27 protein-coding genes and 1 tRNA gene are annotated in these 22,814 nt (G+C 66.2%); 16 read left to right on the plus strand and 12 right to left on the minus strand.

From position 1 onward, the window contains the following. Positions 1–6: 6 nt before the first annotated feature. Both C489_RS02775 and C489_RS02780 read left to right on the plus strand, forming a co-directional pair. Complete coding sequence (locus C489_RS02775) at positions 7–771, plus strand: DUF7001 family protein (RefSeq protein WP_049890526.1); 765 nt, start codon at positions 7–9, stop codon at positions 769–771. A 49-nt stretch (positions 772–820) separates the two neighbouring features. Then, positions 821–1,231 carry an acyl-CoA thioesterase gene (locus tag C489_RS02780; protein WP_006429606.1) on the plus strand — a complete coding sequence of 137 codons (411 nt, stop codon included), beginning with the start codon at positions 821–823 and terminating at the stop codon, positions 1,229–1,231. A gap of 27 nt (positions 1,232–1,258) precedes the next feature. On the opposite strand, the gene C489_RS02785 is transcribed toward C489_RS02780, so the two are convergent. The 6 genes from C489_RS02785 to leuS form a co-directional block, all read right to left on the minus strand. Then, positions 1,259–1,981 carry a class I SAM-dependent methyltransferase gene (locus C489_RS02785; protein ID WP_006429607.1) on the minus strand — a complete coding sequence of 241 codons (723 nt, stop codon included), beginning with the start codon at positions 1,979–1,981 and terminating at the stop codon, positions 1,259–1,261. 25 nt (positions 1,982–2,006) lie between these two features. Further along, a complete protein-coding gene (locus tag C489_RS02790; RefSeq protein ID WP_006429608.1) occupies positions 2,007–2,906 on the minus strand; it encodes a thiamine-phosphate synthase family protein in 900 nt (299 codons plus the stop codon). A gap of 104 nt (positions 2,907–3,010) precedes the next feature. Then, positions 3,011–3,616 carry a DUF420 domain-containing protein gene (locus C489_RS02795; protein ID WP_006429609.1) on the minus strand — a complete coding sequence of 202 codons (606 nt, stop codon included), beginning with the start codon at positions 3,614–3,616 and terminating at the stop codon, positions 3,011–3,013. A gap of 80 nt (positions 3,617–3,696) precedes the next feature. Beyond that, entirely contained in the window at positions 3,697–4,458 is a 762-nt protein-coding gene (locus C489_RS02800; RefSeq protein WP_006429610.1) for a J domain-containing protein, read from the minus strand. 119 nt (positions 4,459–4,577) lie between these two features. Continuing rightward, positions 4,578–4,871, minus strand: a complete 294-nt coding sequence (locus C489_RS02805) for a HalOD1 output domain-containing protein (RefSeq protein ID WP_006429611.1) — start codon at positions 4,869–4,871, stop codon at positions 4,578–4,580. A gap of 254 nt (positions 4,872–5,125) precedes the next feature. Then, entirely contained in the window at positions 5,126–7,885 is a 2,760-nt protein-coding gene (leuS, locus tag C489_RS02810) for a leucine--tRNA ligase (protein ID WP_006429612.1), read from the minus strand. A 207-nt stretch (positions 7,886–8,092) separates the two neighbouring features. On the opposite strand from leuS, the gene C489_RS02815 reads away from it, so the two are divergent. The 3 genes from C489_RS02815 (at position 8,093) to C489_RS22040 (ending at position 10,229) form a co-directional block, all read left to right on the plus strand. Next, on the plus strand, positions 8,093–8,764 hold the full coding sequence (locus C489_RS02815; RefSeq protein ID WP_006429613.1) for a hypothetical protein: 672 nt from the start codon (positions 8,093–8,095) through the stop codon (positions 8,762–8,764). Positions 8,765–8,869: 105 nt separating this feature from the next. Next, positions 8,870–9,853, plus strand: a complete 984-nt coding sequence (locus tag C489_RS02820; protein WP_006429614.1) for an SDR family oxidoreductase — start codon at positions 8,870–8,872, stop codon at positions 9,851–9,853. 193 nt (positions 9,854–10,046) lie between these two features. Beyond that, a complete protein-coding gene (locus C489_RS22040) occupies positions 10,047–10,229 on the plus strand; it encodes a hypothetical protein (protein WP_006429615.1) in 183 nt (60 codons plus the stop codon). Positions 10,230–10,485: 256 nt separating this feature from the next. Here C489_RS22040 and C489_RS02830 read toward each other — a convergent pair whose 3' ends face one another. The 6 genes from C489_RS02830 to C489_RS02855 form a co-directional block, all read right to left on the minus strand. Then, positions 10,486–10,992 (minus strand): GNAT family N-acetyltransferase, encoded by a 507-nt coding sequence (locus C489_RS02830; protein ID WP_006429616.1) that lies wholly within the window; start codon positions 10,990–10,992, stop codon positions 10,486–10,488. Positions 10,993–11,237: 245 nt separating this feature from the next. After that, positions 11,238–11,340 (minus strand) — tRNA-Gln (locus tag C489_RS02835). A gap of 101 nt (positions 11,341–11,441) precedes the next feature. Next, on the minus strand, positions 11,442–12,191 hold the full coding sequence (locus C489_RS02840; protein ID WP_006429617.1) for an HNH endonuclease: 750 nt from the start codon (positions 12,189–12,191) through the stop codon (positions 11,442–11,444). Positions 12,192–12,316: 125 nt separating this feature from the next. Beyond that, positions 12,317–13,462: a pyridoxal phosphate-dependent aminotransferase gene (locus C489_RS02845; RefSeq protein ID WP_006429618.1), complete on the minus strand. Its 1,146-nt coding sequence runs from the start codon at positions 13,460–13,462 to the stop codon at positions 12,317–12,319. A 13-nt stretch (positions 13,463–13,475) separates the two neighbouring features. Continuing rightward, the gene (gene ribH, locus C489_RS02850) at positions 13,476–13,907 is read right to left on the minus strand and encodes a 6,7-dimethyl-8-ribityllumazine synthase (protein WP_006429619.1); all 432 of its coding nucleotides are present in this window, start codon (positions 13,905–13,907) and stop codon (positions 13,476–13,478) included. Between the two features lie 126 nt (positions 13,908–14,033). After that, positions 14,034–14,549: a DUF4097 family beta strand repeat-containing protein gene (locus tag C489_RS02855; RefSeq protein ID WP_006429620.1), complete on the minus strand. Its 516-nt coding sequence runs from the start codon at positions 14,547–14,549 to the stop codon at positions 14,034–14,036. A 130-nt stretch (positions 14,550–14,679) separates the two neighbouring features. Here C489_RS02855 and C489_RS22045 point away from each other — a divergent pair, with 130 nt between their 5' ends. From C489_RS22045 to nuoK, 11 genes are all read left to right on the plus strand, one after another. Next, on the plus strand, positions 14,680–14,955 hold the full coding sequence (locus C489_RS22045; protein ID WP_006429621.1) for a hypothetical protein: 276 nt from the start codon (positions 14,680–14,682) through the stop codon (positions 14,953–14,955). A gap of 198 nt (positions 14,956–15,153) precedes the next feature. Then, positions 15,154–16,368: a 5-(carboxyamino)imidazole ribonucleotide synthase gene (locus tag C489_RS02865; RefSeq protein WP_006429622.1), complete on the plus strand. Its 1,215-nt coding sequence runs from the start codon at positions 15,154–15,156 to the stop codon at positions 16,366–16,368. A 67-nt stretch (positions 16,369–16,435) separates the two neighbouring features. Then, entirely contained in the window at positions 16,436–17,074 is a 639-nt protein-coding gene (gene purE, locus C489_RS02870) for a 5-(carboxyamino)imidazole ribonucleotide mutase (RefSeq protein WP_006429623.1), read from the plus strand. A 341-nt stretch (positions 17,075–17,415) separates the two neighbouring features. After that, on the plus strand, positions 17,416–17,823 hold the full coding sequence (locus C489_RS02875) for an NADH-quinone oxidoreductase subunit A (protein WP_006429624.1): 408 nt from the start codon (positions 17,416–17,418) through the stop codon (positions 17,821–17,823). Beyond that, positions 17,820–18,527 carry an NADH-quinone oxidoreductase subunit B gene (locus C489_RS02880; RefSeq protein WP_006429625.1) on the plus strand — a complete coding sequence of 236 codons (708 nt, stop codon included), beginning with the start codon at positions 17,820–17,822 and terminating at the stop codon, positions 18,525–18,527. Before C489_RS02875 ends, C489_RS02880 begins: the two co-directional genes overlap by 4 nt. After that, positions 18,524–20,185 carry an NADH-quinone oxidoreductase subunit D gene (locus C489_RS02885; protein ID WP_006429626.1) on the plus strand — a complete coding sequence of 554 codons (1,662 nt, stop codon included), beginning with the start codon at positions 18,524–18,526 and terminating at the stop codon, positions 20,183–20,185. Before C489_RS02880 ends, C489_RS02885 begins: the two co-directional genes overlap by 4 nt. 1 nt (position 20,186) lies before the next feature. Continuing rightward, positions 20,187–21,299: a complex I subunit 1/NuoH family protein gene (locus C489_RS02890; RefSeq protein WP_006429627.1), complete on the plus strand. Its 1,113-nt coding sequence runs from the start codon at positions 20,187–20,189 to the stop codon at positions 21,297–21,299. Continuing rightward, positions 21,296–21,757, plus strand: coding sequence for a NuoI/complex I 23 kDa subunit family protein (locus C489_RS02895; protein WP_006429628.1), 462 nt, complete (start codon positions 21,296–21,298; stop codon positions 21,755–21,757). Before C489_RS02890 ends, C489_RS02895 begins: the two co-directional genes overlap by 4 nt. A 39-nt stretch (positions 21,758–21,796) precedes the next feature. Then, positions 21,797–22,075: an NADH-quinone oxidoreductase subunit J gene (locus C489_RS02900; protein ID WP_006429629.1), complete on the plus strand. Its 279-nt coding sequence runs from the start codon at positions 21,797–21,799 to the stop codon at positions 22,073–22,075. Then, positions 22,072–22,512 carry a hypothetical protein gene (locus tag C489_RS02905; RefSeq protein ID WP_006429630.1) on the plus strand — a complete coding sequence of 147 codons (441 nt, stop codon included), beginning with the start codon at positions 22,072–22,074 and terminating at the stop codon, positions 22,510–22,512. Before C489_RS02900 ends, C489_RS02905 begins: the two co-directional genes overlap by 4 nt. Next, entirely contained in the window at positions 22,509–22,814 is a 306-nt protein-coding gene (gene nuoK / locus C489_RS02910) for an NADH-quinone oxidoreductase subunit NuoK (protein WP_006181260.1), read from the plus strand. Before C489_RS02905 ends, nuoK begins: the two co-directional genes overlap by 4 nt.

Consider the following 22,814-nt stretch of genomic DNA (forward strand, 5'->3'; position numbering starts at 1 on the left):
CGCTGTATGGTCGATCGACTCATCTGCTACCGCGCGCCGTCGACGGTCGCCTCGGTCAAGGAGATCGCCGACTGGCTGCGAGCGCGGATCGACGCCGACGTGACCGTCCGGGACCGCTTCCTCGATGTCCACCGCACGGACGACCTCGCCGAGCGGTTCGCCGAGGCGCGGGTCCCCTCGTCGTCCGACCGCGAGACGGGCAACACGATGCTCGGGACGATCCGCTACGAGGAACGCGCCCTCGAGAACCCCGAGCGCGAGGGCGGCGTGCTCTACGACGGCACGGCGGTCCAGCGCGCGCTCAACGACGCGCTTCCGGCCGATCAACGGGGCCTCGAGACGCTGCATGTCCCCGTTCTCGATCGGGCGATCGGAACGTGGGGCGACCACGACGGCCGTTGGCACAAGCGCGTGAACGTCCTCGGACAGCCGGCGCTCGTCTCGGTTCCCGGCCTCTACGAGGCACCCGCAAAGCCCGAGGCCTATTACGAGGAGAAACAGCGCCACGCCCTCTTGTCGGGGGAGACGCCGCCGCGGGAAGTCCTCGAGAACCAGGTCGAGGGCGAGTTCCTGATCGAGGACGATCCGCGAACCACCGACGCGCTGAAGGGGTACGTCCTGCAGGGCTATCACTTCCTCGAGACGGGCGAGGCGTTCTGCGATCGGGAGGGCTGCCGGCTATACAACGCGCACTACCACGAGGAGCTGATCGACGCCCAACTCCGAGAACCCGCCTTCTGCAGCGACCACGCGCGGCGCTACGCACCCTGATCATGCGACCGGTGCGTATTTTTGTCCCGATCGCCTCCGACAACCTACAATGAGTGCTGAGTTTACCGTCGACGTTTCCGTCCGCTATCGCGATCTCGATCCGCTGAACCACGTCAACCACGCCGTCTACGCGAGCTACCTCGAGGTCGCCCGAACCGCGTATCTCGAGGAGGTCGTCGACGTAGCTGCCGAGGACATCTCTTTCGTCCTCGCAAACCTCGAAATCTCCTACGAGCGGCCGATCACGATGGGCGACGACCCCACGGTCGCGGTCTCCGTCTCGCGGCTCGGGGACTCGAGTTGTACCATGGCATACGAGATCCGCGTCGACGGCGACATCGCGGCGACCGCCGAGACGACGATGGTCCACATCGATCCCGAGACGAGGCGACCGAGTTCGATCCCGGACCCGATGGCCCAGCGCATCCGGAACCGCGAGGAACTCGAGGCGGCGGCCTGATCGCCCGGCAGTTGACAGTCGGTCGCCTCACTCGAGTCGCCCGGCAGTGAGCCGAACGACGCCGAAGACGTGCGTTTCGTCCGCGATGGCGACCGATCGCTCACGGAGCTGGGCGTGTGCGGTATCGATCTTTTCGTCGAGTTGGAGGTGCGGATCGTTCTCGTATCGGAGCCGCGTCGTCGGCGGCGTCGAGAGGACGACGATCGCCCGGAAGACGGCGTTGACCGGCGGCGCGTACCACTCCCGGCTCCGGGCTGCGTTGGCGAGGACGACGGTACCGTCGGGGCCGACGAGATCGCACCAGTCGTCGACCGCGCCGGCCGGGTCCGCGAGCATGCCGACGACGAACGTCCCGAGGACGGCGTCGATCGCGTCACCCTCCACAACCCCCTGTAGCGTCCCGCTCTCGCTGCCCTCGCCGCCCCCGCCGCTCCCGACCGGCGGCTGCGTCGCGTCCCCCTGCAGAACGTGGACGTTGTCGTACGCCGCGGTGGCCTCGCGGGCCCGCTCGAGGACGGGCCGCGTGAAATCGATCCCGATGACGGTCCCCGCGGGGCCGACCCGCTCGCGGAGGAACGGCAGGTTCGCGCCGGTGCCACAGCCCATCTCGACGACGGTGTCGCCGGGCTCGAGGCGGCAGGCGGCGGCTGCGCGTTGTCGAAGTCCGGCGATTCCCGGCGTTCGGCGCGCGATGAGGTCGTAGAGACGCGCCCAGCGACCGTAGAACTCCTGTGCTGATTCGGTCGTCATGAAGAGCAGTTCGGGGTCCGGGCGGTCAGATGAGCGAGCGGATCGTCTCCGCGATCGACTCCGCGTCGGTGTCGAGGACGTAGATCAGCGGCTCGATTCCCATGCCGCCGGTCTGGTAGAGCACCGTCGCTTCGGGCTCGTCCTCGATCGCCGCGCCGACGCTCGAGGCGACGTCGCCGGACTCGTCGAACTCGGCGGCGACGTGGCCCTGCTCGGTCAGTTCGTCGATCAGTTCGGAGTCGTACGTGATGTTGATCGCCGCCGAGACGTCCGCGCCGTGGCGGCGCGCGGCCAGCAGCACCCGTGCGACGTGTTCGGAGACGCCGAACTCGGGGTCCGCGGGGACCGTCGCCTGCCCTTTCACGTCGAAGATCCGGCCGGGGACGCCCGCGACATCGTCGACGGTCTCTGCGTCCGGCGTACAGGCCACCAGATTCGAGCCGACTGCGGGAATCAGACCTGTGAATCCGCTCGCGGTCTCAAGCATGCCCAGTCCGCGCCGGAGCGAGGAGAGCACGCGCTCGCTGGTCCGGAGGTCGCTCTCGGGGTCGTGCACCCGGAAACTCGAGCCGTGATCGGCGAGTTCCGGCACGGCCTCCTCGTGGAGTTGGGCAAGCAGGTCCCCGCCGGACTCGAGTTCGCGGATCAGGACCTCGATCTCGATCAGCGCCTGGACGGGCGAAATGTCGCCGGTCGCCAGCCCGCTTCCGAGTTCGTCGACGAGGTCACGAATCCGGTCGTCCTCGGCGATGCGATCGTTGACGGTCACGTCGCCGTGGGCGTACTTCGAAACGGCGCTCTGGCTGATCCCGAGCACGTCGGCGACCTCGCTCTGCGTGAGCCCCCGGTCCCGCAGATCGCCGGCGAGCAGCGACCGGATGGTCGGGAGGAACTCGTCCACGACGATTTCTTCGGCGAATTGCATTCGTTGCCGGAGGCTACGGGCGGCCGACGGGATAACTTATCGGTCCGATCGGCGGGGCCGACTCGAGCGCGGGGCCGACGCGGATCGAACCGGACGCGTTCGGCTTAGAAGACGACCGGCGCGACGAGCGACGCGAACTCGTAGGTGAAGACGTGGTTGAGCAGGGCGTACGTGACGACCCCGAGGAAGAGGCTCAGGATCCACGCGCCGGCGGCGATTCGGCCGACGCGGGCGTGTGGCGTCTGCCGGAGTTCGGCGGGCGTGTGGCTCAGGCCGAGGACCAGCGCGTAGAGGACGACCGGAACCGAGACGATCGAGAGGATGATGTGGATCGCCAGCATCACGAGGTAGGCGTAGTAGACCCCCTGGGGCCCGACGAACTCCTTCGTCCCGCCGCCGCCGACCTTGAGCAGGTAGACGACCAGAAAGCCGAGGATCAACACGAACCCGCTGATCATCGCGAGCCGGTGTTTCTCGACCTCGCCGGCGCGGATCCAGTACCAGCCGAGTGTCAACACCACCGTTGCGGTCGTGTTGATGACCGCGATCACGTGCGACAGCAGATCGACCTGTGCGTTCGTCAGGTCGGGATAGATCGGGATATCGAGGAGGAAGGTCCCGATGACCAGCGCGTACCCGATGATCGTCAGGAGAATCGTTACGCCCATCGGCCGCTCGCGGAGCCGCCGTCTCGCGTCAGCGGTTGCCATTAGCGGTCCTTCGGAGCACCGCCGTATCACGCTTGCTGTTCCGGTATCGACCGCGGGGACGCCGTCGCCGGCCTCGTGGCTCAGTCCCGTTCGAAGGGAAGCCGATTGAGCCGCTCGCGAACGAGGGGTTTCAGCTCGAAGAGGTAGCGCTCGGTGTCGGCAATGTCGTCGCCCTCCTCGTCGGGAACGTGTTGGGCGTACATGACCTGCTCGACGGCCACGTCGTCGGGCATCTCCTGTGCGATGACGACCGCGTCCAGCGCTCGCCCCGGCTCGAGGGTGATATCGGTTCCGACCCACCGCTCCGGCAGGTCGGTGGCGTGGGGGGCGACGATGCTCGAGCCCTCGTAGAGGAAGCCGTCGTCCCCGATGAAGCTCGTGTTCGTCTTCCCCCGCCACGGGAGCGACTGGGAACTCGTGTTGTGGACGCGGAAGAACGCGACCGTCCGCGTCGTCGCCGCCGTGACGGGACCGTCGACCAGCGACGCGAGGTCGACGTCGTGGACCAGGCCTGCGAGCGCGAGCGTGAGGTACTCGCTGCTGACGGTCAGTTCGTGGGTCCGGTCGCGGTCGCGTCCCTCGCGCCCGTCCGGGTCGTAAGTCGGTTGCTGTCGGGGTTGGGAGCCGTCGCCGCCCCGCGTAATGGCACCGCCGTCCGTTTCGCGTTCGTTGGGTACCCGCTCGCCGAGGATCGCCTCGTAGGCGTCCTTGATCTGCAGAAATTGCTCTCGAGAGCCGCCCTGATCCGGATGATGGGTCTTCAGAAGCGTCCGGTAGGCTCGCCGAACCGCCCGCTCGTCGGCGTCCGGCGATAGCCCCAGGACGTCGTAGTGGCGCTCCACGATGAACCCATTCGTTCCTTGGCCGAAAAGAGTCTTTCTCCCTGCATCGCTCGCGGTCGTCGTCACTCACTCGAGTTCAGTAGGAGTACCGTCACTCGGTCACTCCGCAGAGAACGGGCTCACTCGGTCGGTTCGGTCGGGTCCTCGAGCAGGACGCGTCCGTCGTGAGAGACGGTCACGTCGTAGCCACAGAACCGAAAGGAGACGTTTCCGCGGGACCTCCGCATGCCGTTCGGTCGATCCGCGAAGAGCGCGTCGAGTGCCGTCGGATCGACGACCGCGTGGAGCGGTTCGTACGTCGGCGGCGAGACATCCGTCGGCGACACGTCTTCCGCCTCGGCGACCGCTTCGATAACCGCTTGGCTCGGTGCCCGCCGAGACGATGCGCCGACGCTACCGCCACCCTCACCCATCGTCTCTCTCCTTCTGAACCCCGTTGAATAAAACTGTCCTTCCCGACCTCACGGTCCGATCGCGACACACCGGGTGACTGAACGGGGGACGTGAACGTGGGACGCCAATGAACCGACGCGGATAGCGAGGGTCAATTCCGACACCGGAACGGGAGTTATCGGCGGGATACAGCGAGTAGTGACGGACAACAGTGACCGCACGCACTCGAGAACGGGGACGACGGATCCCGATCATCCGAACACCGACTCAGTCGTTAGCTGATGTGGATCGCGGGTTTGCCGGGCCGGGCCTTGGCCGCCTGCTCGTCGTCGGCCGACGCCCGGCTGACAGTGACCCCCGCACCGAACTCGTCGGTGACGAGCCACGACGCGCGCTCGAGGATCGCCCGCTCGCGGTCGGCCGCGAGCAACTGATCGCGTTCCGTTCCGCCGTCGCGCTCGAGGAGGTCCGCGACGAATGCCCCGACCCGCTCGCGGTCGACCGCCCCCTCGAGGGAGTCGTCCGCGAGGACCTGCTCGACGACCGAATCGACGTCGCTGACCGTGCCATCGCCGGTCGCTGCAGTCTGACTGAGCAACTCCGCGGTCCGGTACTTCCAATCGGGGGCGACGACCAGTTCGATCCGCTCGGCTTCGTCGATCGCGGCGACGTCGACGATGTCCCGGACGTCCTCGAGCGTGCGGTCGACGAGCCGGCGCTCGAGTTGGACCGCCGAGACCTCACGTTCGGGCTCGGGCCAGTCGGCTTCGACGGCGAGGCCCTCGCCGCGGAGCTTGTTCCAGAGTTCCTCGCCGAGGTGCGGTGCCATCGGGGCGATCAGCGCGGCCAGCGTCAACAGCCCACGCCGGTAGACGTCGCCGTGTGGGCCGTCGTACTCGCGGTAGCGCCGGAGCAGGCGCGCGAGTTCCTGAATTTCGGTGGCGGCTCGGTGGAACCGGAACCGCTCGTACTCCTCGGTGACCGCGGCGATCGTCCGGTCGATCTCCCGAGCGACGTAGTCGTCGTGATCGCGGCGCTCGACGCGGGCGTCGCCCTCCTCGACGAAGTCGGTCGCCATCCGGTAGAGGGTCTGCTGGAGGTCGTAGGCCCCGCGGACGTTGTTGGCGGTCCACTCGAAGTCCTGTTCGGGGTGGGCCGCCGAGAGCACGAACAGCCGAGTCGTCTCCGCGCCGTACTCCTCGGGTGCGACGACGTTGCCCTTCGAACTGGACATCTTCTCGCCGTCGTAGAGCACCGTCCCCTGGCTCAGCAGTTCCCGGATCGGCTCCCGCCGCTCGAGCAGGCCGAGGTCGGCAAGCGCCTTCGTGAAAAAGCGGGTGTAGAGCAGGTGCAGGATGGCATGTTCGTCGCCGCCGACGTAGACGTCGATCGGGAGCCAGTCGTCCGCGAGGTCGGTGTCGAAGGGGGCGTCGGCCAGATCGGGCGAGAGGAAGCGCAGGTAGTACCACGAGGAGTCGACGAAGGTGTCCATCGTGTCCGTCTCGCGGCGGGCGGGGCCGCCACAGTCGGGACAGGTCGTCTCGTTCCACTCCTCGGCGGCGTCGAGCGGATTGCCCGTAGTCCGGACGAACTCCGGGAGTTCGACGGGCAGCTCCTCGTCGGGCACGGGGACGCGGCCGCAGTCGTCGCAGTGGACCATCGGGATCGGCGTCCCCCAGTAGCGCTGCCGGGAGATGAGCCAGTCCCGGAGCCGGTAAGTCACGTCGTCTTCGAGCGCGTCGTGGTCCGCGACGATCCGGTCGCCGGCCGCCTCGCTCGCGAGGCCGTCGTACTCGCCGCTTCCCTCGAGGACGCCGTCGCCGGTGTAGGCCTCGGTTTCGACATCCTGTTCGTCCGATCCCTCAGGGTCGATCACGCGCTCGATCGGCAGGTCGTGTTCGCGCGCGAAGGAGTGACCCCGCTCGTTGTGCCCGGGAACGCCCATCACGGCCCCGGTGCCGACATCCTCGAGGACGTAGCCGGCGACGTAGACGGGGAGTTCCGCGCCGGTCAGCGGGTGGATCGCGGTCGCGTCGGTTTCGACGCCGGAGAAGCCGACCGACTCGGGGTCTCGCTCGCGGACGGTGTCGACGTAGTCGGCGACATCGTCGTCCGACTCGGCGAGCGCGCGGGCGAGGTCGTGACCGGGGGAGACCGCGAGGTAGGTCGCGCCGTAGACCGTCTCCGGCCGGGTGGTGAACACGTCGACGGTTTCGGGTCCGTCGCCGTCTCCGATATCACCGCGGTCGCCGCTGTAGGCTTCCATTTCGAACGTGATCCGGGCCCCTTCCTGCCGGCCGATCCAGTTGCGCTGGATCTCCCGGACGCCGTCGGGCCACCCCTCGAGGTCGTCCAGTCCGTCGTGGAGTTCCTCGGCGTAGTCGGTGATCGTGAAGAACCACTGGTCGAGCTCGCGCCGCCCGACGGGGGTGTCACACCGCCAGCAAACGCGGGTCCCATCGCTGCTCGCGGCTTCGCCGCTCCCCTGATCCGAGGGCTCACTGTGTTCGTCCTCGCGCTCGACGACCTGCGCGTCGGCGAGCACCGTCTCGCAGTCCGGACACCAGTTGACCGCCGCCGCCTCGTACTCGACGAGGCCGGCCTCGTAGAGCCGCTTGAACAGCCACTGGTTCCACCGGTAGTAGTCGGGTTCACTGGTGGTAATCTCTCGAGACCAGTCGTACCCGAAGCCCATGGTCTCGAGTTCCTCGCGCATGCGCCGGATACAGGCCTGGGTCCACGATTCCGGGTCTGTCTTGCGCTCGAAGGCCGCGTTTTCGGCCGGTAACCCGAACGCGTCCCACCCCATCGGGTGGAGGACGTCGTCGCCCTGCATGCGACGATAGCGCGAGTAGGCGTCGGTGATCGCGTAGTTGCGGACGTGCCCCATGTGGAGCGTGCCCGACGTGTAGGGAAACATGCCGAGGACGTAGGTCGGATCGGCGGCGTCGGCATCGAGCGCGTAGACGTCGTCGCGCTCCCAGACGTACTGCCAAAACTCCTGTACCTGCGCGTGATCGTAATGACTCGTCATTGTCGGCGAGGTCCGTTGTCACCCACTCGGTGGGCCGGCTATATCATTGTTCGGCCACGCGCGGCGGATTTCCCCCGTCGCGACCGCAGTTTTCCTCGAGCCCAGGTTCTTGAGTCGGTGACACCTGACCCCCGATCGGCGAACCGGCGGTCGGACTGTGGGCTGAGATTAACAAAGCAGGATGGCCGCCTACGAACGATCCGTCGAATGTCCCGCTTTCGCGATGACCTCCCATCGGCGGTCACGCTACTCGTCACGATCGCGGCCGTCTTGCTCGCGTTCGGGCTGCTCGCATCGGTCTTCGGCCCGGACCTGACGGCCGGCGAAACGAACCCGACTGACACTGCACTCGAGAGCAACGACGCGCTGACGAACGAATCGAACGCAACAACCGACGCGAACGCGACGGCCAACGCGACCGAGAGCGTCACCGAGACCGATATCGAACGAAGCGACTCGGCCGACGACGCGCCGTCGCAGCCGGAGTCCGCGGCCGAGGACGATCCGCCCGCCGACTCGGCGGACGACGACGCCACAACTGCGGACGCTGCGGCTGAATCCGCAGTCGAGGACTCGGTCACCGAATCGGACCCGCCGGCCGCCGACGAGGCGGCCGAAGCGGATGAGGATGAGGAAGAAGCGGCGGACGAGACGGCCGAAGCAGATGAGGAAGAGGAAGAAGTGGCGGACGAGACAGACGATTCCAGCGACCTCAGCGCCCTCGAGTGGGCGCTTGAGCAAGCCGGACTGGCCGACGACGAAGACGACTCGGCCGACGACGAGCGCGGTCCGCCGGACGACGCCGGCCCACCGGATGATGCTGGACCATCGGACGACGAACGCGGACCGCCCGACGACGCCGGTCCGTTCGACGAGTGACCGCCGCTCGCGATTCGACCGCGTTCCGACCCCTCCGGTTGCCGTGACTGTCTTCGAACCCGACTGACGGACACCGCCTTTTTCGGTGCCGTCGTATACACCACCATGCCTTCGACCGCACTCGTTACCGGCTGCTCCTCCGGAATCGGCTACGAAACCGCCCGCCAGTTGCTGGCCGACGACTGGCGCGTCTACGCGACCGCTCGAGACCGCGACCGGGTCGGCCTCGAGAAATTGGCCGACCGCGGGGCCGATATCGCGGCGCTGGACCTGACCGAACCCGACGATATCGACCGCGTCGTCGATCGCATCCGCGAGGAGGCCGGCGGCGTCGATTGCCTCGTCAACAACGCCGGCTACGGGCAGTTCGGCCCGGTTGAAGACGTGTCGACGGACCTGCTCGAGCGACAGTTCGCCGTCCACTGCTTCGGCCCGCACCGACTGATGCGGGCGGTGTTGCCCGGCATGCGCGAGCGCGGGCGTGGACGGATAGTCACTGTCACCAGCGCCGCGGACCGCCTCGCGCTTGCCGGGATCGGCGGGTATACCGCATCGAAGTGGGCGATCGCGAGCCTCAGCGACGCGCTCCGACAGGAACTGGTCGGCTCCGGCGTCGAGGTCGTCGTCGTGCAACCCGGAATCGTTCGAACGCCGTTCTACGACCGCGCCGTCGCGGCGGTCGACGACGCGGCCGCGAGCGCACAGTCCCCGTCTCGAGCCCTCGGCGGCGGTTCGGACACCGACGCGGCGGGTGCCTCGGCGGCGCGTTCGACCGTCGTCAGGCCGTCGGACTACACCGACCTCTACCGCGTTCTCCGACGACTCCGTGCCGTCGACGGCGGCGGCCCGCTGATCAACGACCCCGACCGAGTCGCCGCGACGATCCGCGAGGCCGCGACCGCCCGGAATCCCGACACGCACTACCGCGTCGGCCCGGTGCCGCTGCTGGGCTCGCTGTACGGGACGCTCGTCCCCGCCGCGGTCCGGGACCGACTCACGCGGCTCGGGATTCGACTGGCCGCGACTGAACCCGTCCTCGAGTTCCTCGAGCGCCGGACGCCTGAGCCGGGGGCCGAGCCGTATCCGTGAACTCAGCGATTGTATCAAATTCCTGATACCAGGGCCGTTTGCTGCACACTTCGCTCCGCCTATCTCGGCGGCGGACCGGGGAACCTCGAGTCACGTCTCAGACCGGCGTTCGATCGTCATCGCGGACGATTGCAGCAGCTACAACGGTTTTACGTCCGTATAGTAAACCGCCGAACAGCGAAAGGATGGCGTAATGAAATCACTCGTCCCCGCACGTGATGGCTGGAACGGCAAGCAGCACACCTCGAGCCAAGTCGACCCGACGGCGTCCGAAATCGACCTGCTCGTTTGCCGTCCGGGAGACGCCGCCCGGCGCGTACTCGATGGCGACGTCTGCCAGTCCGACGCGCTCGAGGCGGTAGTCCGGAGTGATTGACCACCGTGTTCGGTCACCCAATCCGGTACAGTCGGTTCTCGGTCCGATCGTCGCGATGAGATTCTCTCCACGCTTCAGGAGCGAACTCGAGAGTTCGGACTACCGCCGCGCAACCGAGACGAAACCCACTGCTAGTTGGTGGGTCGACGAAGGTCGGAGATATCCGCGAGAACGGCACACGAGTCAGAATCCAGCAAGCGTGGTCTCGAGGCGTGTCGAGTCACCCGAATGGGTGCGCCTCGCGACCGGTCGGGAGTTACAGGTCCCGTTCCATCTCGTGTTCGCCGCGTTTGTGCGCCGTCGTTTCGAATCCGGCCGATCGGTAGAGGTTCATCGCGATCCGATTGGTTCGAGCGACGGTCAGCCAGACGTGCTCCAGCCCGTGTTCCTGTCCGTGACCGAGCAAGCATCGAATGAGTTCCGTCCCGATACCCGCCAACTGATAGTCCGGGCGGACGAAAATCGCCAACTCTGCAGTGTCGTCGTAGGGAATCAACACCGCGTGTCCGACCACGTCACCTTGATGCCGGACGACGACGTTCAGTCCGTCCTCGAGGAGGCCCTCGAGCCACTCGCGTTGCCGGGACTCCCCGCGCGGTGGCAGTCCCTGGGACCGCGATTCGTCGTCGAAGTGGGCGTACATCTCCACGAGCGGCTCGGAATCGCCCGCGTACGCACTGACCGTCACCGTTCGCCCCTCGCGATCGGTGACCGTCGACGGCGGCCGCTGCAATCGTGACTGCCGGTCGGACGAGAGCGCCATACGACTGCTTGCTCGAGCGCGCTCCTAAGACTGCCCCGCATTCCCGGCGACTGGGAGCCGTGGTCGATACTGGCGATGGGACCGAGTCTCGAGGCTGTAGGGTCGCGACGTTTCGTCCGATCCGCGGATGAGAACTCGGTACGGGAGTTCTGGACGGTTTCGCCTTACGGGTTGTCGACGTCACCCGTGCTCTGTTCTCGCCGTAGCGGCAAAATCCAGGCCACAGAGGTGCGCTACCGTAAAAATAGTCCCGGGCGGATTCGAACCGCCGTCATGGGCTCACTTCCGTGACGGCATGAACCGGACACGTCCAAAGGCCCATATGATTGGCCACTACACCACGGGACTTCTCACTTCGCTCGAAGCCACATGCCGGTTGCAGTTCCAGCGGAACTGCTCACCATCACGGGACTTCGTGCTTCGAGATAGCGGACGGCGGCACAATAGTGTTACTTTTCGTCTCGAGGAGAAACGGCTATCTGTCCGTCCTCGGCGCGTCGATGACAGGGCCGACAGAGCGTAACGACGTTTGCCATCGTATGGGCCGCCTCGGGGTCGTCGAACGACCGAACGGGACGGACGTGATGTACGTCCGGATTCCGACCGAGAGTTGCTTTCTCCGCCCCGCAGTGTTGACACTCGTACTCGTCTCGCTCGAGGGCTTGCCGCCGAATCCGCCACCACGTGCGGCCGTAGTCGATCGGGCCGCCGTCCCACTGGTGGTGGGCCGGCCCGACGACGTGCTCTGACAGCCAGTCGCCGTAGCAGTCGAGCGTACAGAAGAACCCCCGTTCCTGTTCGTCGAGTCTCGCCGGGCGCACCTCGAGATCGGCACCGCAGGCTTCGCAGCCGACGACGACCCGTTCTCCTTTCGTTGACGGATTATCGGGTAGCAATCCCTGCGCATCGTCGATGCAGTCCGAACAGTAAACGCCCTGTTTGTCCGACGGATAGTATTCGAACCGAGCGCCACAGCACGTACACGATGCAGTCTCCTTCCCGCCCTTCCAGTTCCCGTTGTGTGTCCCGCCGTTTGGGTTGCACTCGTCGCAGAACTCGAGGCGGGCCTTCGGGTCGTAGAACTCGGTGCCACACCCGCTGCAGGTGCGGTTCGGCAGCGGATCACCGTGGACTTTGGTATGGTGTTGTCGCATGCCCTGCTCCGTCGAGAGCGATTTGCCACACGTCGGGCAGTCCATGCGGTGACTGGTCTCGTTATCGGGTATAAACTCGAGGCCGCTCACAAGGGCGACGAGATGCTGCGCTCAGTACCGGAAAGAAGACGAACGAGACCGCTTGCGGGAGACTCCCTGCGAGAAACCGACTACAGGTAGCCTTCTTCGGCCAGCCGTTCGATCCCTTCCTCGAGTCGTTCCTCACTCGCCGCATACGAGATGCGGGCGTAGCCGGGCGTGCCGAACGCGCTGCCGGGGACGGTCGCGACGTGGGCGTCCTCGATCGCGCCCTCACACCACGCCTGATCGTCGTCATCAACGGGGAGCATCATATAGAACGCGCCCTCGGGGACGGCGACGTCGACGCCGTGGTCGGCGAGCAGGTCGACGACCAGATCGCGGCGCTCTTCGAAGGCGTCGACCATTTCGGTGACGGCGGTTTCGGTCTCGAGGGCCTCGAGGCCGGCGTGCTGGACGAAGTTGACGGCCGAGGAGACGGAGTGGCTGTGAAGCTTGCCGGCCTGATCGATCAGGTCCTCAGGGCCGGCGAAGTAACCCAGCCGCCAGCCGGTCATCGAGTAGGCCTTCGAGAACCCGTTGACGGTGACGGTGCGGTCGGCCATCCCCTCGAGCGTGCCGAGGCTCGTGGGCTCGACGCCGTAGGTAATTTCCTTGTAGATCTCGTCGGAGATGACGGTGATGTCGTGTTCGACGGCCAGATCGCGGACGCCCTCGAGCGCGTCGTCGGAGTAGACCGCGCCGGTGGGGTTCGACGGCGAGTTGACGATCAGTAGTTCGGTCTCGTCCGACACCGCGTCGGCGAGGTCGTCGAGGGCGGGCTCGAGCTGGAAGTCGGTCTCGGAGAGGTCGACGCGGGTCAGGTCGCCGCCGGCCATCTTGACCATCGCCTCGTAGGAGACCCACGCGGGGTCGAGGAGGGCGACCTCGTCGCCGTCCTCGACGAGCGCCTGGACGATCTCGTACAGCGCCTGCTTCGCGCCGGGCGTGACGATGATCTCGTCCGTGCTGTGATCGAGGCCGTCGTCGGCGAGTTTATCGGCGATGGCCTCGCGGAGTTCGAGGATGCCCGCGGAGGTGGTGTAGCCGGTGTGGCCGGCGTCCATCGCGTCCTGGCCCGCCTCGACGATGTTCTCGGGCGTGGGGAAGTCGGGTTCGCCGACGCTCAGGTCGACGACGTCTGCGCCCTCGGCCTCGAGTTCGGTGGCGAGCGCGGAAATGGCGAGCGTTGCGGACGGTTCGACTCGGCTGACGCGGTCGGTGAATTCCATCGTCATTGTGGATCTGGATCTAGTCGGAATCGGCAGCGAGACTGGGGTCGGGTAGTTCGTCGACGAGATCGAGCGCACCGTCGACGGCCTTCGCCGCGTTTTCGACGCGCTCGCGCGCTTCGGCGGCCGACATGCCGGGGCCGGTGACGCCGAGTGTCACGGGCGTGTCGCGCTCGAGACTCACGTCGGAGAGCCGCTGGGCGGTGGCGTCGGTGATCACCTGATCGTGGTCCGTGTCACCGGTGATGACGGTTCCGATGACGGCCACGGCGTCGACATCGTCACAGCGTGCGAGCCGGTCCGCCGCCAGCGGCGCGTCGTACGCCCCCGGAACGCGGACCGTCTCGGACACCGCCGCGCCCGCGGCGGTGGCCGCCTCGAGCGCTTCCTGCTCCATCTGCTCGGTGATCGGACGGTTGAATTCCGCGACCACCAGTCCGAGCGTGGTCATACGCGAGCGGTAGGGAGGACAGGTAAAAGAGGTACCGTTCTCCGGTGGCCACACGCCGAGCCGCTGTCGGCGGATCGGCCGAGCGCCCTCTCGAGTGCGGTCCGACTCGCTGGCCGAGTAGCGCGCTCACTCCCCGGTTTCGCTGCGAACCGTGACGGTGCCGTTGGTCGTTTCGGCCCGGATGCGTCGGGAGCCGTCGCCGAGGGTGACCTCGATCGAGTCCTCGCTCGTGGCGTCCGCGTCACCGAACCCCTTGAGGGACACCTCACCGTTCGTCGTCGAGAGCGTGAGTTCGGCGTCGAGCGTCGGCGGTGCGCGGACGGTCACCGTGCCGTTCGTGCTCTCGGCGGTCAGATCGCCGCCGGCGGCAGCCGTGATATCGATACTGCCGTTGGTCGTCTCCGCGCGCACGTCACCGCTCGCTCCGGCGACGGAGACTGCGCCGTTGGTACTCTCGGCGACCACGTCCCCGTCAACGCCTCGCGCGTCGATCTCGCCGTTCGCCGTGTCGGCTTCCAACGGGCCGGTCGCGTCGTGGACATCGATATCGCCGTTTTCCGTCGCCACATGGTCCACCCGAATGTCTCCGGGAACCGTGGCCTCGAGGTCCAGTTTCGGATCGGGACCGAACAGGAACGACACGTCTTCCTGATCGGTCTCGACCTCGAGGTGGTCGTCGNTGAATGTCTCCGGGAACCGTGGCCTCGAGGTCCAGTTTCGGATCGGGACCGAACAGGAACGACACGTCTTCCTGATCGGTCTCGACCTCGAGGTGGTCGTCGTCGCGATCGGTCTCGAGGGACAGCGACTCGAGGGAGCCCTCCGTCGGGGCCGCTTTGTGGCCGCGAACCTCGAGCGCGCCGTTCCCAGTCCCATCGACGGTGACCGCGCCGTTCTCGGCCGCGAGCGAGACCGCACTGATGTCGTCCGAGTCGTACGTCTCCGTCGCCGTCTCCGTTTCCCCCCGTCCGGTGGCGAGACAGCCGGCGAGCGACGCGAGCGCACCGAGGGCACCCCCGCCGAGCAGCCGGCGTCGCGAAACGTCTGATCGCATATCGTAGCCGTCGGCTGCCAGCGTCCTATAGACCGGCGGCCGGTTTCCGACGCGGGTTCTCGGGACGAAGATTTTTATGGGAAAAGCAGCCTCGCCCGACTCGGCCGGAACGTGCGAATCGTGATTGGCTCTGGCCTTGAGCGACGGCCAATTTGCGAATTCTTAAGCGCGGCCGACGAGAACCGCCGCGCAATGACGACGCTACGGACGCCGGGACCGACGATCGGCGTGGTCGGCGGGGGACAGCTCGGGCGGATGCTCGCGGAGGCGGCCGCGCCGCTGGGCATCGAAGTGGTCGTGCTCGATCCGACGCCGGACTGCCCGGCGGCGCTCGTGGCCCGCGACCAGATCGTCGCCGAGTTCGACGACGAGGCGGGGATCCGCGAACTCGCCGCGCGCGCCGACGTGCTCACGTTCGAAATCGAACTCGCGGACCAGGACGTGATGGAGCGCGTAAGCGAGGAGACGGGCACGCCCGTTCACCCGAAGCCGTCGACGCTCGAGACGATTCACGACAAAATCGTCCAGAAGCGGGAACTCGAGGCCGCCGGGGTTCCGGTGCCGCCGTTCCGCGGGGTCGAGGACGCCGACGACGTCCGCGCGGCCATCGACGACTACGGCGCGCCGGTGATGCTCAAAGCGCGCACCGGCGGCTACGACGGCCGGGGCAACGTCCCCGTCGAGTCGAAAGCCGACGCCGCGGACGCCCTCGAGTCGGTCGCCGGCCCCGCGATGGTCGAGTCGTTCGTCGACTTCGAGCGCGAGGTCTCGGTCATCGCCGTCAAGGGAGCCGCCGAACGAAGTTCGGCGAATCGCGAGGATACTCCTCGCGATGATGACGAGACCGCGACGTTCCCCATCGGCGAGAACGTCCACGAGGACGAGATCCTCCGCGAAACGATCGTTCCCGCGCGCTCGAGCGAGACCGTTACCGATCGCGCCCACGCGGTCGCACGCGACGTGCTCGAAGTGATGGAGGGACGCGGCGTGTACGGAATCGAGTTGTTTGAAACGCGCGAGGGCGAGATCCTGCTCAACGAGATCGCGCCGCGCCCGCACAACTCCGGCCACTGGACGATCGAGGGGGCCGCGAGTTCCCAGTTCGAACAGCACGCTCGAGCCGTGCTCGGCTGGCCGCTCGGGTCGACGAAACTCCGCTCGCCGACCGTGATGACGAACCTGCTCGGCGACGTCGACGAGGAACGCGAGGCCGAACTCGGTGACATCGACCGCATCCTCGAGACCCCCGGTGCGAACCTCCACTGGTACGGCAAACGGCAGGCCCGCCCCCTGCGGAAGTTGGGCCACGTGACGCTCTCGGCGGGCGACGAGGACGCGTCGGTCGAGGACCTGCTCGAACGTGCGCGCGACCTCGAGCGTTCTGTGACGTTCCGAACGGACGAATAGCGAGACGGGCGCTCGCGTCCGGCCCGTTTGCCACCGTTTCAAGTCGCCCGCCCGATCACAGTCACCCATGAGCGACAGCGTTTCCGACCTGATCGACCGTTTGCACGACGAGGCCGCACAGGATCGGCCGCCCGCGGAGACGCCCGACGTGGGGATCGTCATGGGCAGCGACTCCGACCTCGAGACGATGATGACCGGCGGGAAACGCCGCGGCGCGTACGACGCCTTCGTGGACGAACTCGGCTTCGCCGAACAGACCGACTACGAGAGCGCGCCCGACGCCCAGTTCACGTTCGAGACCTACGTCACCTCGGCTCATCGCACCCCCGACTTAATGACGGCTTACGCCGAGACCGCCGAGGAACGCGGCCTCGAGGTCATCATCGCCGGCGCGGGCGGGAAGTCCGCGGACCTCCCGAACATGACCGCGTCGATCGCGTACCCGCTGCCGGTCATCGGCGTGCCGGTCCAGGAGAAATCCGTCGACAGCGTCATCGGCATGCCGACGGGCGCGCCGCTGGTCGCGGTCGACGCCGGGAAGTCGTTTAACGCGGCGCTGTCGGCGGCCCAGATTCTCGCCCGCCAGCACGAGGAAGTCCGTGACCGACTGGTCGCGTACCACGAGGACCTGCGCGACGGCGTCGGGGACGTCTCTCGAGAACTCCACGACGACGGCACGCCGGCGTTCCGAGACCGCGATCGGTAACGGCTAACGGCGTCTCGGATTCGCCGCGATCGCAGTGGGCTTCCCCTTTGTTTTCACATGACCGGACACGGACTCAGACCGGTTTCCGTCACAGTACCCTCTCCCCTGTCGAACTGGTTCGGCAAAACCTATCGGTCGCTTGCAGCCCTCCTCTCGTCTGATATCGGGCGCCGATAATCCCGTGTTACCGCTCCGTCCGCGGCCGCCGCGATCGGGGGTGATTTCTCGTGATTATTCACGAGAGTCGTTTCCACAGAAGTCGCGCCTCGGCCCGTGCTTCCCCGAAAAATGAAGAATCAACCCTTATGTGCGTGCGGTTTGAAGCCTCGGACGTTACCGAGATGAATGATTGGATCGCCATCGGGGCGCTGGCGCTCGTCGGAGTACTGATACCGTTCGGGATGATGGCGGTATCGTATCTCCTGCGACCCACCGTGCCCGAAACGAGCAAACGCGCCACCTACGAGAGTGGCGAGATTCCGACCGGCGGGACGCGCATCCGGTTCAATATTCAGTATTACATGGTTGCGCTGCTGTTCGTCGTCTTCGATATCGAGACCGTCCTCTTGTTTCCGTGGGCGGTCGCCTATCAGGATGCGCTCGCGGCGGACGAAATCTCGCTCGTTAGCGCACTCGGGCCAATGTTGCTGTTCGTCGCCATCCTGCTCGTCGGACTCGCGTGGGCGTGGCGTACGGGTGCAGTACAGTGGGCACAGACATCGCGTCAGCTGGAAACGGATAGATCATGAGTAGCGAACAACCACGCCAGCAAATCTACGACAGCACCGCACCGTCGACGGACACCCGGGACTCGCGAATCGGTGAGGGTGCCGACGACCGCTTCAACTCCAAGCTTCGAGAGGCGTTCGGCTCGACGCCGTTCATCCTCACGAAGTTCGACAAGTTCATGAACTGGGTGCGGGGCAACTCCATGTTCATGCTCCAGTTCGGGATCGCGTGTTGCAGCATCGAGATGATGCACACGTACGCGATCAAACACGACCTCGACCGCTTCGGGGCCGGGGTCCCGCGGGCCTCACCGCGACAGGCCGACGTGATGATCGTCCCCGGGACGATCGTCTCCAAGTTCGGCCCCCGCATGAAGCGCGTCTACGACCAGATGCCCGAACCCAAGTTCGTCGTCGGCATGGGGTCGTGTACGATCTCCGGCGGCCCCTTCCAAGAGGGCTACAACGTCGTCAAGGGAGCCGAGGAGATAATTCCCATCGACATCCACGTTCCCGGCTGCCCGCCGCGGCCGGAAGCGCTGGTCTACGGCATCGCCAAACTCCAGGAGCGGATCCGCAACGGCGAGTCGACGCCCGTCGTCGTCAAACCGTACGAACTCGAGGAGTTCGGCGACCTGCCACAGGACGAACTCGTCCAGAAGCTCGCGGACGACATCGACGAGGAGGATCTGGTCATGCGCTATAACTGGGCTGATTCGCCATGAGCACGGGACTCGAACGCGGCGGCCAGCCGCCGATCGAAGTCACGGAAGACGACCTCGAGGCGCTGATCGGTGATCGCGCGCTCGCACGCGACGATCACATGAACGCACCCGGGTTCGTCATCCGACCGGACGACGTCCAATCGGTCCTCACGGACCTGCGCGACGAGGCCGGGTTCGATCACCTCGCGAACCTCACGGCACAGGAGTACGCCGACCGGTACGAATCGATCTACCACCTCCGGAAGTACGACGATCCGACCCAAGAGGTGTCGGTCGTCGTGCCGACGACGACCGACGACCCGGTCAGCCAGAGCGCCGAACCGGTCTTCCGGACCGCCGACTGGCACGAGCGGGAGGCCTTCGACCTCGTCGGCATCGACTACGAGGGCCACCCTGATCCGCGACGAATCCTCCTGCCCGAAACGTGGCAGGGCCACCCGCTCTCGCGGGGCTACGATCAGGAGAAACCGCAGCTGGTGACCCTGACCGAACACGCCAACCCGGTCCAGCCGGACCACCACGACGACGAGTCGGACACGATGTTCCTGAACATCGGTCCCCACCATCCGGCGACCCACGGCGTGCTCCACATCGAGACGGTACTGGACGGCGAGACGGTCGTTGACGTCGATCCCGACATCGGCTACCTGCACCGCTGCGAGGAGCAGATGTGCCAGCAGGGAACCTACCGACACCAGATCATGCCGTACCCGGACCGCTGGGACTACGTCTCGGCGGGCCTGTTGAACGAGTGGGCCTACGCGCGAACGGCCGAGGACCTCGCGGACATCGAGGTCCCCGAGTACGCACAGGTCATCCGGACAATGGGCGCAGAGCTCTGCCGGATCGCCTCCCACATGCTCGCGCTGGCGACGTTCGCGCTGGACGTCTACGGCGACTTCACCGCCATCTTCCAATACGGCATGCGCGACCGCGAGGTCGTCCAGGACATCTTGGAGGATCTGACCGGCCAGCGGCTCATGTTCAATTACTTCCGACTCGGCGGCGTCGCGTGGGACCTGCCCGAACCCCGCGAGGAGTTCATCGAGAAGACGCGGGACTTCCTCGACGAACTCCCCGCGAAGGTCGACGAATACAACGACCTGCTGACCGGCAACGAGATCTTCCAGATCCGGACCCACGACACCGGGATCTTAGAGCCCGAGGTCGCCAAACAGTACGGCTGTACCGGGCCCGTCGCACGCGGCTCCGGCATCGACTACGACCTCCGTCGTGACGACCCCTACGGCTACTACGACAACCTCGAGTGGGACGTCGTCACCGAGGACGGCTGTGACAACTACAGCCGCGTCCTCGTGCGCATGCAGGAGGTCGAGGAATCCGCGAAGATCATCGAGCAGTGTCTCGACTTGCTCGAGGACTGGCCCGAAGACGAGCGCACGGTCCAGAGCAACGTGCCGCGGACGCTCAAGCCGGACGCGGACACGGAGATCTACCGCGCCGTCGAAGGTGCGAAGGGCGAACTCGGCATTTACATCCGCTCGGACGGCACCGACAAGCCGGGCCGGTTCAAGATCCGGAGTCCGTGCTTCCACAACCTCTCGGCGCTGCCCGAGATGTCCGAAGGGGAGTACGTACCGGACCTGATCGCGTCGCTGGGCAGCCTCGATATCGTGCTCGGAGAGGTGGACCGGTAGTATGCCCGGCCAGATCGCAGGCGCGACCGCCGGGACGGCCGCGTTTCCGGCGGTACCGTTGCAGGAGACGGTCTTACTCCCCGAGCGGATCGGCGAACTGACCGGTCTCGACGGGTTCGGGCTCGGCGGCGAGTTGCTCGCGACCTTCCTCGCCGCCTTCCTCATCGGCAACCTGATGCTCGCGATGACCGGCGTCGCGGGGCCGTGGGCGAAGCGGAAGATCACGGCCGCGTTCACGGACCGGATCGCGGTCAACCGACTCGGTCCGGCCGGACTGTTCATCATTATCGCCGACGCGGTGCGGCTCCTGTCGAAGGAACTGGTCGTGCCCGAGAACGCGGACCGACCGGCCTACGACCTCGCGCCGATCGTCGTCGCGTCGTCGGCGCTTTTAGGGTTCGCCGTCATCCCGATGGGCAACGGGATCCATCTCGCAGACCCCGAAGTCGGACTGGCATACGTTTTTGCCGTCTCGGGGATCGCGAGCCTCGGACTGGTGATGGCCGGCTACGCGTCGGCGAACAAGTACTCGCTGCTCGGCGGACTCCGCGCGGTCGCACAGAACGTCGCCTACGAGATTCCGCTAGTCGTCACCGGGATGTCGGTCGTGATCTTCGCCGGCACCCTCCAGATGGGTGAGATCGTTTCGGCGCAGGCAGAACCATTCGTCACGATCGCAGGAATCTCGATTCCGTCGTGGTACGCGCTGGTCAACCCCTTCGCCTTTGTCCTCTTTTTGGTGGCGAACTTCGCGGAGGTCGGCCGCAACCCCTTCGACACGCCGGAGGCACCGACCGAAATCGTCGCGGGCTACCAGACCGAGTACTCCTCGGTCTACTTCGTTCTGATCTACCTCGGGGAGTTCCTCCACATCTTCCTCGGCGGTGCGATCATCGCGACGATCTTCCTCGGCGGCCCGGCCGGCCCCGTCCTGCCCGGCATCGTCTGGTTCATCATCAAGATCTGGGCGGTGTTCTTCGCGACGCAGTGGCTGCGCTCGGCCGTGCCGCGCGTTCGAATCGACCAACTGATCGAGATCGGCTGGAAGGGACTGCTCGTGCTGGCCTTCGCCAATCTCATCTTGACCGCGGTAATCGTGGGGCTGATAGCATGATCGGGATACTCAAATCGATGGCAACGACGATGAAACACGCACTGGACGGCTCTACCTTCACGGTGGAGTACCCGGAGACCGCACCCGACGTGTCGCCGCGATTCCGCGGCGTCCACAAGTTCAGTCAGGAGCGGTGTATCTGGTGTCGCCAGTGTGAAAACGTCTGTCCGAACGACACGATCCAGATCGTCACGAACGATCAGCGGCAGGGCGAGCAGTACAACCTCCACATCGGCCAGTGTATCTACTGCCGGCTCTGCGAGGAGGTCTGCCCCGTCGACGCCATCCTGCTCACCGAGAACTTCGAGTTCACCGCGGACACGAAACACGATTTCGTCTACAACAAAGAGCAGTTGAAAGCGGTACCGTGGTACAAGGATATCGATCCGCTCGCCGCCCGCGAACCCGACCGGGGTGCGTGGGTCGGCGAAGGCGACGGAGAGGTTGACTACCAGTAACGGGTCCGCCCGTCCCGCAAACGGGCACTCTCAACAAACATGAACTACGAGCTGATCGCGTTCGCGCTGTTCGCCGCCGTGACGCTTTCCAGCGCGGTGGGCGTCGTGCTCATGCAGGACCCGTGGCATTCCGCGCTCCTGCTCGGTGTGGCGCTGCTCAGCGTCGCGGCCCACTACGTGATGTTGGCGGCCGAATTCGTCGCCATGATGCAGGTCCTCGTCTACGTCGGCGGGGTCCTCGTCCTCATCACGTTCGCCGTCATGCTGACCCAGCGCGACGAGACCGACGCCGACGCAGACGAGGTGGTACAGGCATGACGACCGGTCCGAAACTCCGACTCGGCAAGACGTTGGTTCCGGGGCTTCTCGCCGTCGGACTGTTCGCCGTGATGGCGCTCATCACGCTGAACGCCTCTTTCGAGCCGATGACCGCGGCCGCCGGAGCCGGCTTCCCAGACGACATCTCGATCACAGCCGAACTCGGCTACGCGCTGTTCGGCTTCGACTCGCTCCAGCAGATCGGCGGCACCGAACCGTTCCTCGCCGCCGTCTTGCTCGTCGCGATCGCACTCGACGCTGCACTCGACGCCTCGCTCGTCCTCGCGAAACGCGAGGAGGGCGGCGAACCCGTCGCCGCGCTCTCGAGCACCGGCGACTCCTCGAGTAGCAGTGAGGGTGCAGCGCCGGCCGTCGCCGACGGCGGGAGCGCCGAGACGGCCGACCAGTCCGCAGACGCCGGTGGTGAGAACCGATGACCGTCGACGTGCAGTACTACGTGCTGCTGTCGATGGCGGTGTTCTGTATCGGGCTCTTCGGCGTGCTGACGCGTCGCAACGCACTGTTGTTCCTGATGTCCGTCGAGCTAATGCTGAACGCGGCGAATATCAATCTGATCGCGTTCGCGTTCTATCACGGCAACCTCACCGGGCAGTTGTTCGCGCTGTTTACGATGGCGCTGGCTGCCGCGGAGGTCGCGGTCGGACTCGGGATCATTCTGGTGCTGTACCGCAACTTCCGTGACGTCGACGTCACGGTACCGACGACGATGAGGTGGTAA

It is taken from the genome of Natrinema versiforme JCM 10478 (assembly GCF_000337195.1).
Lineage (GTDB): Archaea > Halobacteriota > Halobacteria > Halobacteriales > Natrialbaceae > Natrinema > Natrinema versiforme.

Excerpts from the sequence above, each read along its gene's own strand:
- C489_RS02830 (WP_006429616.1), bottom strand. The coding sequence starts at position 10,992 with ATGGCGCTCTCGTCCGACCGGCAGTCACGATTGCAGCGGCCGCCGTCG.
- C489_RS02905 (WP_006429630.1), top strand. The coding sequence starts at position 22,072 with ATGACGACCGGTCCGAAACTCCGACTCGGCAAGACGTTGGTTCCGGGG.
- C489_RS02805 (WP_006429611.1), bottom strand. The coding sequence starts at position 4,871 with ATGGGTGAGGGTGGCGGTAGCGTCGGCGCATCGTCTCGGCGGGCACCG.
- nuoK (WP_006181260.1), top strand. The coding sequence starts at position 22,509 with ATGACCGTCGACGTGCAGTACTACGTGCTGCTGTCGATGGCGGTGTTC.
- C489_RS02840 (WP_006429617.1), bottom strand. The coding sequence starts at position 12,191 with ATGGACTGCCCGACGTGTGGCAAATCGCTCTCGACGGAGCAGGGCATG.
- C489_RS02890 (WP_006429627.1), top strand. The coding sequence starts at position 20,187 with ATGCCCGGCCAGATCGCAGGCGCGACCGCCGGGACGGCCGCGTTTCCG.
- C489_RS02790 (WP_006429608.1), bottom strand. The coding sequence starts at position 2,906 with ATGCAATTCGCCGAAGAAATCGTCGTGGACGAGTTCCTCCCGACCATC.
- C489_RS02865 (WP_006429622.1), top strand. The coding sequence starts at position 15,154 with ATGACGACGCTACGGACGCCGGGACCGACGATCGGCGTGGTCGGCGGG.
- C489_RS02820 (WP_006429614.1), top strand. The coding sequence starts at position 8,870 with ATGCCTTCGACCGCACTCGTTACCGGCTGCTCCTCCGGAATCGGCTAC.
- C489_RS02880 (WP_006429625.1), top strand. The coding sequence starts at position 17,820 with ATGAGTAGCGAACAACCACGCCAGCAAATCTACGACAGCACCGCACCG.
- C489_RS02795 (WP_006429609.1), bottom strand. The coding sequence starts at position 3,616 with ATGGCAACCGCTGACGCGAGACGGCGGCTCCGCGAGCGGCCGATGGGC.
- C489_RS02895 (WP_006429628.1), top strand. The coding sequence starts at position 21,296 with ATGATCGGGATACTCAAATCGATGGCAACGACGATGAAACACGCACTG.
- C489_RS02785 (WP_006429607.1), bottom strand. The coding sequence starts at position 1,981 with ATGACGACCGAATCAGCACAGGAGTTCTACGGTCGCTGGGCGCGTCTC.
- C489_RS22040 (WP_006429615.1), top strand. The coding sequence starts at position 10,047 with ATGAAATCACTCGTCCCCGCACGTGATGGCTGGAACGGCAAGCAGCAC.
- C489_RS02845 (WP_006429618.1), bottom strand. The coding sequence starts at position 13,462 with ATGACGATGGAATTCACCGACCGCGTCAGCCGAGTCGAACCGTCCGCA.
- C489_RS02875 (WP_006429624.1), top strand. The coding sequence starts at position 17,416 with ATGAATGATTGGATCGCCATCGGGGCGCTGGCGCTCGTCGGAGTACTG.
- C489_RS02900 (WP_006429629.1), top strand. The coding sequence starts at position 21,797 with ATGAACTACGAGCTGATCGCGTTCGCGCTGTTCGCCGCCGTGACGCTT.
- leuS (WP_006429612.1), bottom strand. The coding sequence starts at position 7,885 with ATGACGAGTCATTACGATCACGCGCAGGTACAGGAGTTTTGGCAGTAC.
- ribH (WP_006429619.1), bottom strand. The coding sequence starts at position 13,907 with ATGACCACGCTCGGACTGGTGGTCGCGGAATTCAACCGTCCGATCACC.
- C489_RS02775 (WP_049890526.1), top strand. The coding sequence starts at position 7 with ATGGTCGATCGACTCATCTGCTACCGCGCGCCGTCGACGGTCGCCTCG.
- C489_RS02885 (WP_006429626.1), top strand. The coding sequence starts at position 18,524 with ATGAGCACGGGACTCGAACGCGGCGGCCAGCCGCCGATCGAAGTCACG.
- purE (WP_006429623.1), top strand. The coding sequence starts at position 16,436 with ATGAGCGACAGCGTTTCCGACCTGATCGACCGTTTGCACGACGAGGCC.
- C489_RS02815 (WP_006429613.1), top strand. The coding sequence starts at position 8,093 with ATGTCCCGCTTTCGCGATGACCTCCCATCGGCGGTCACGCTACTCGTC.
- C489_RS02780 (WP_006429606.1), top strand. The coding sequence starts at position 821 with ATGAGTGCTGAGTTTACCGTCGACGTTTCCGTCCGCTATCGCGATCTC.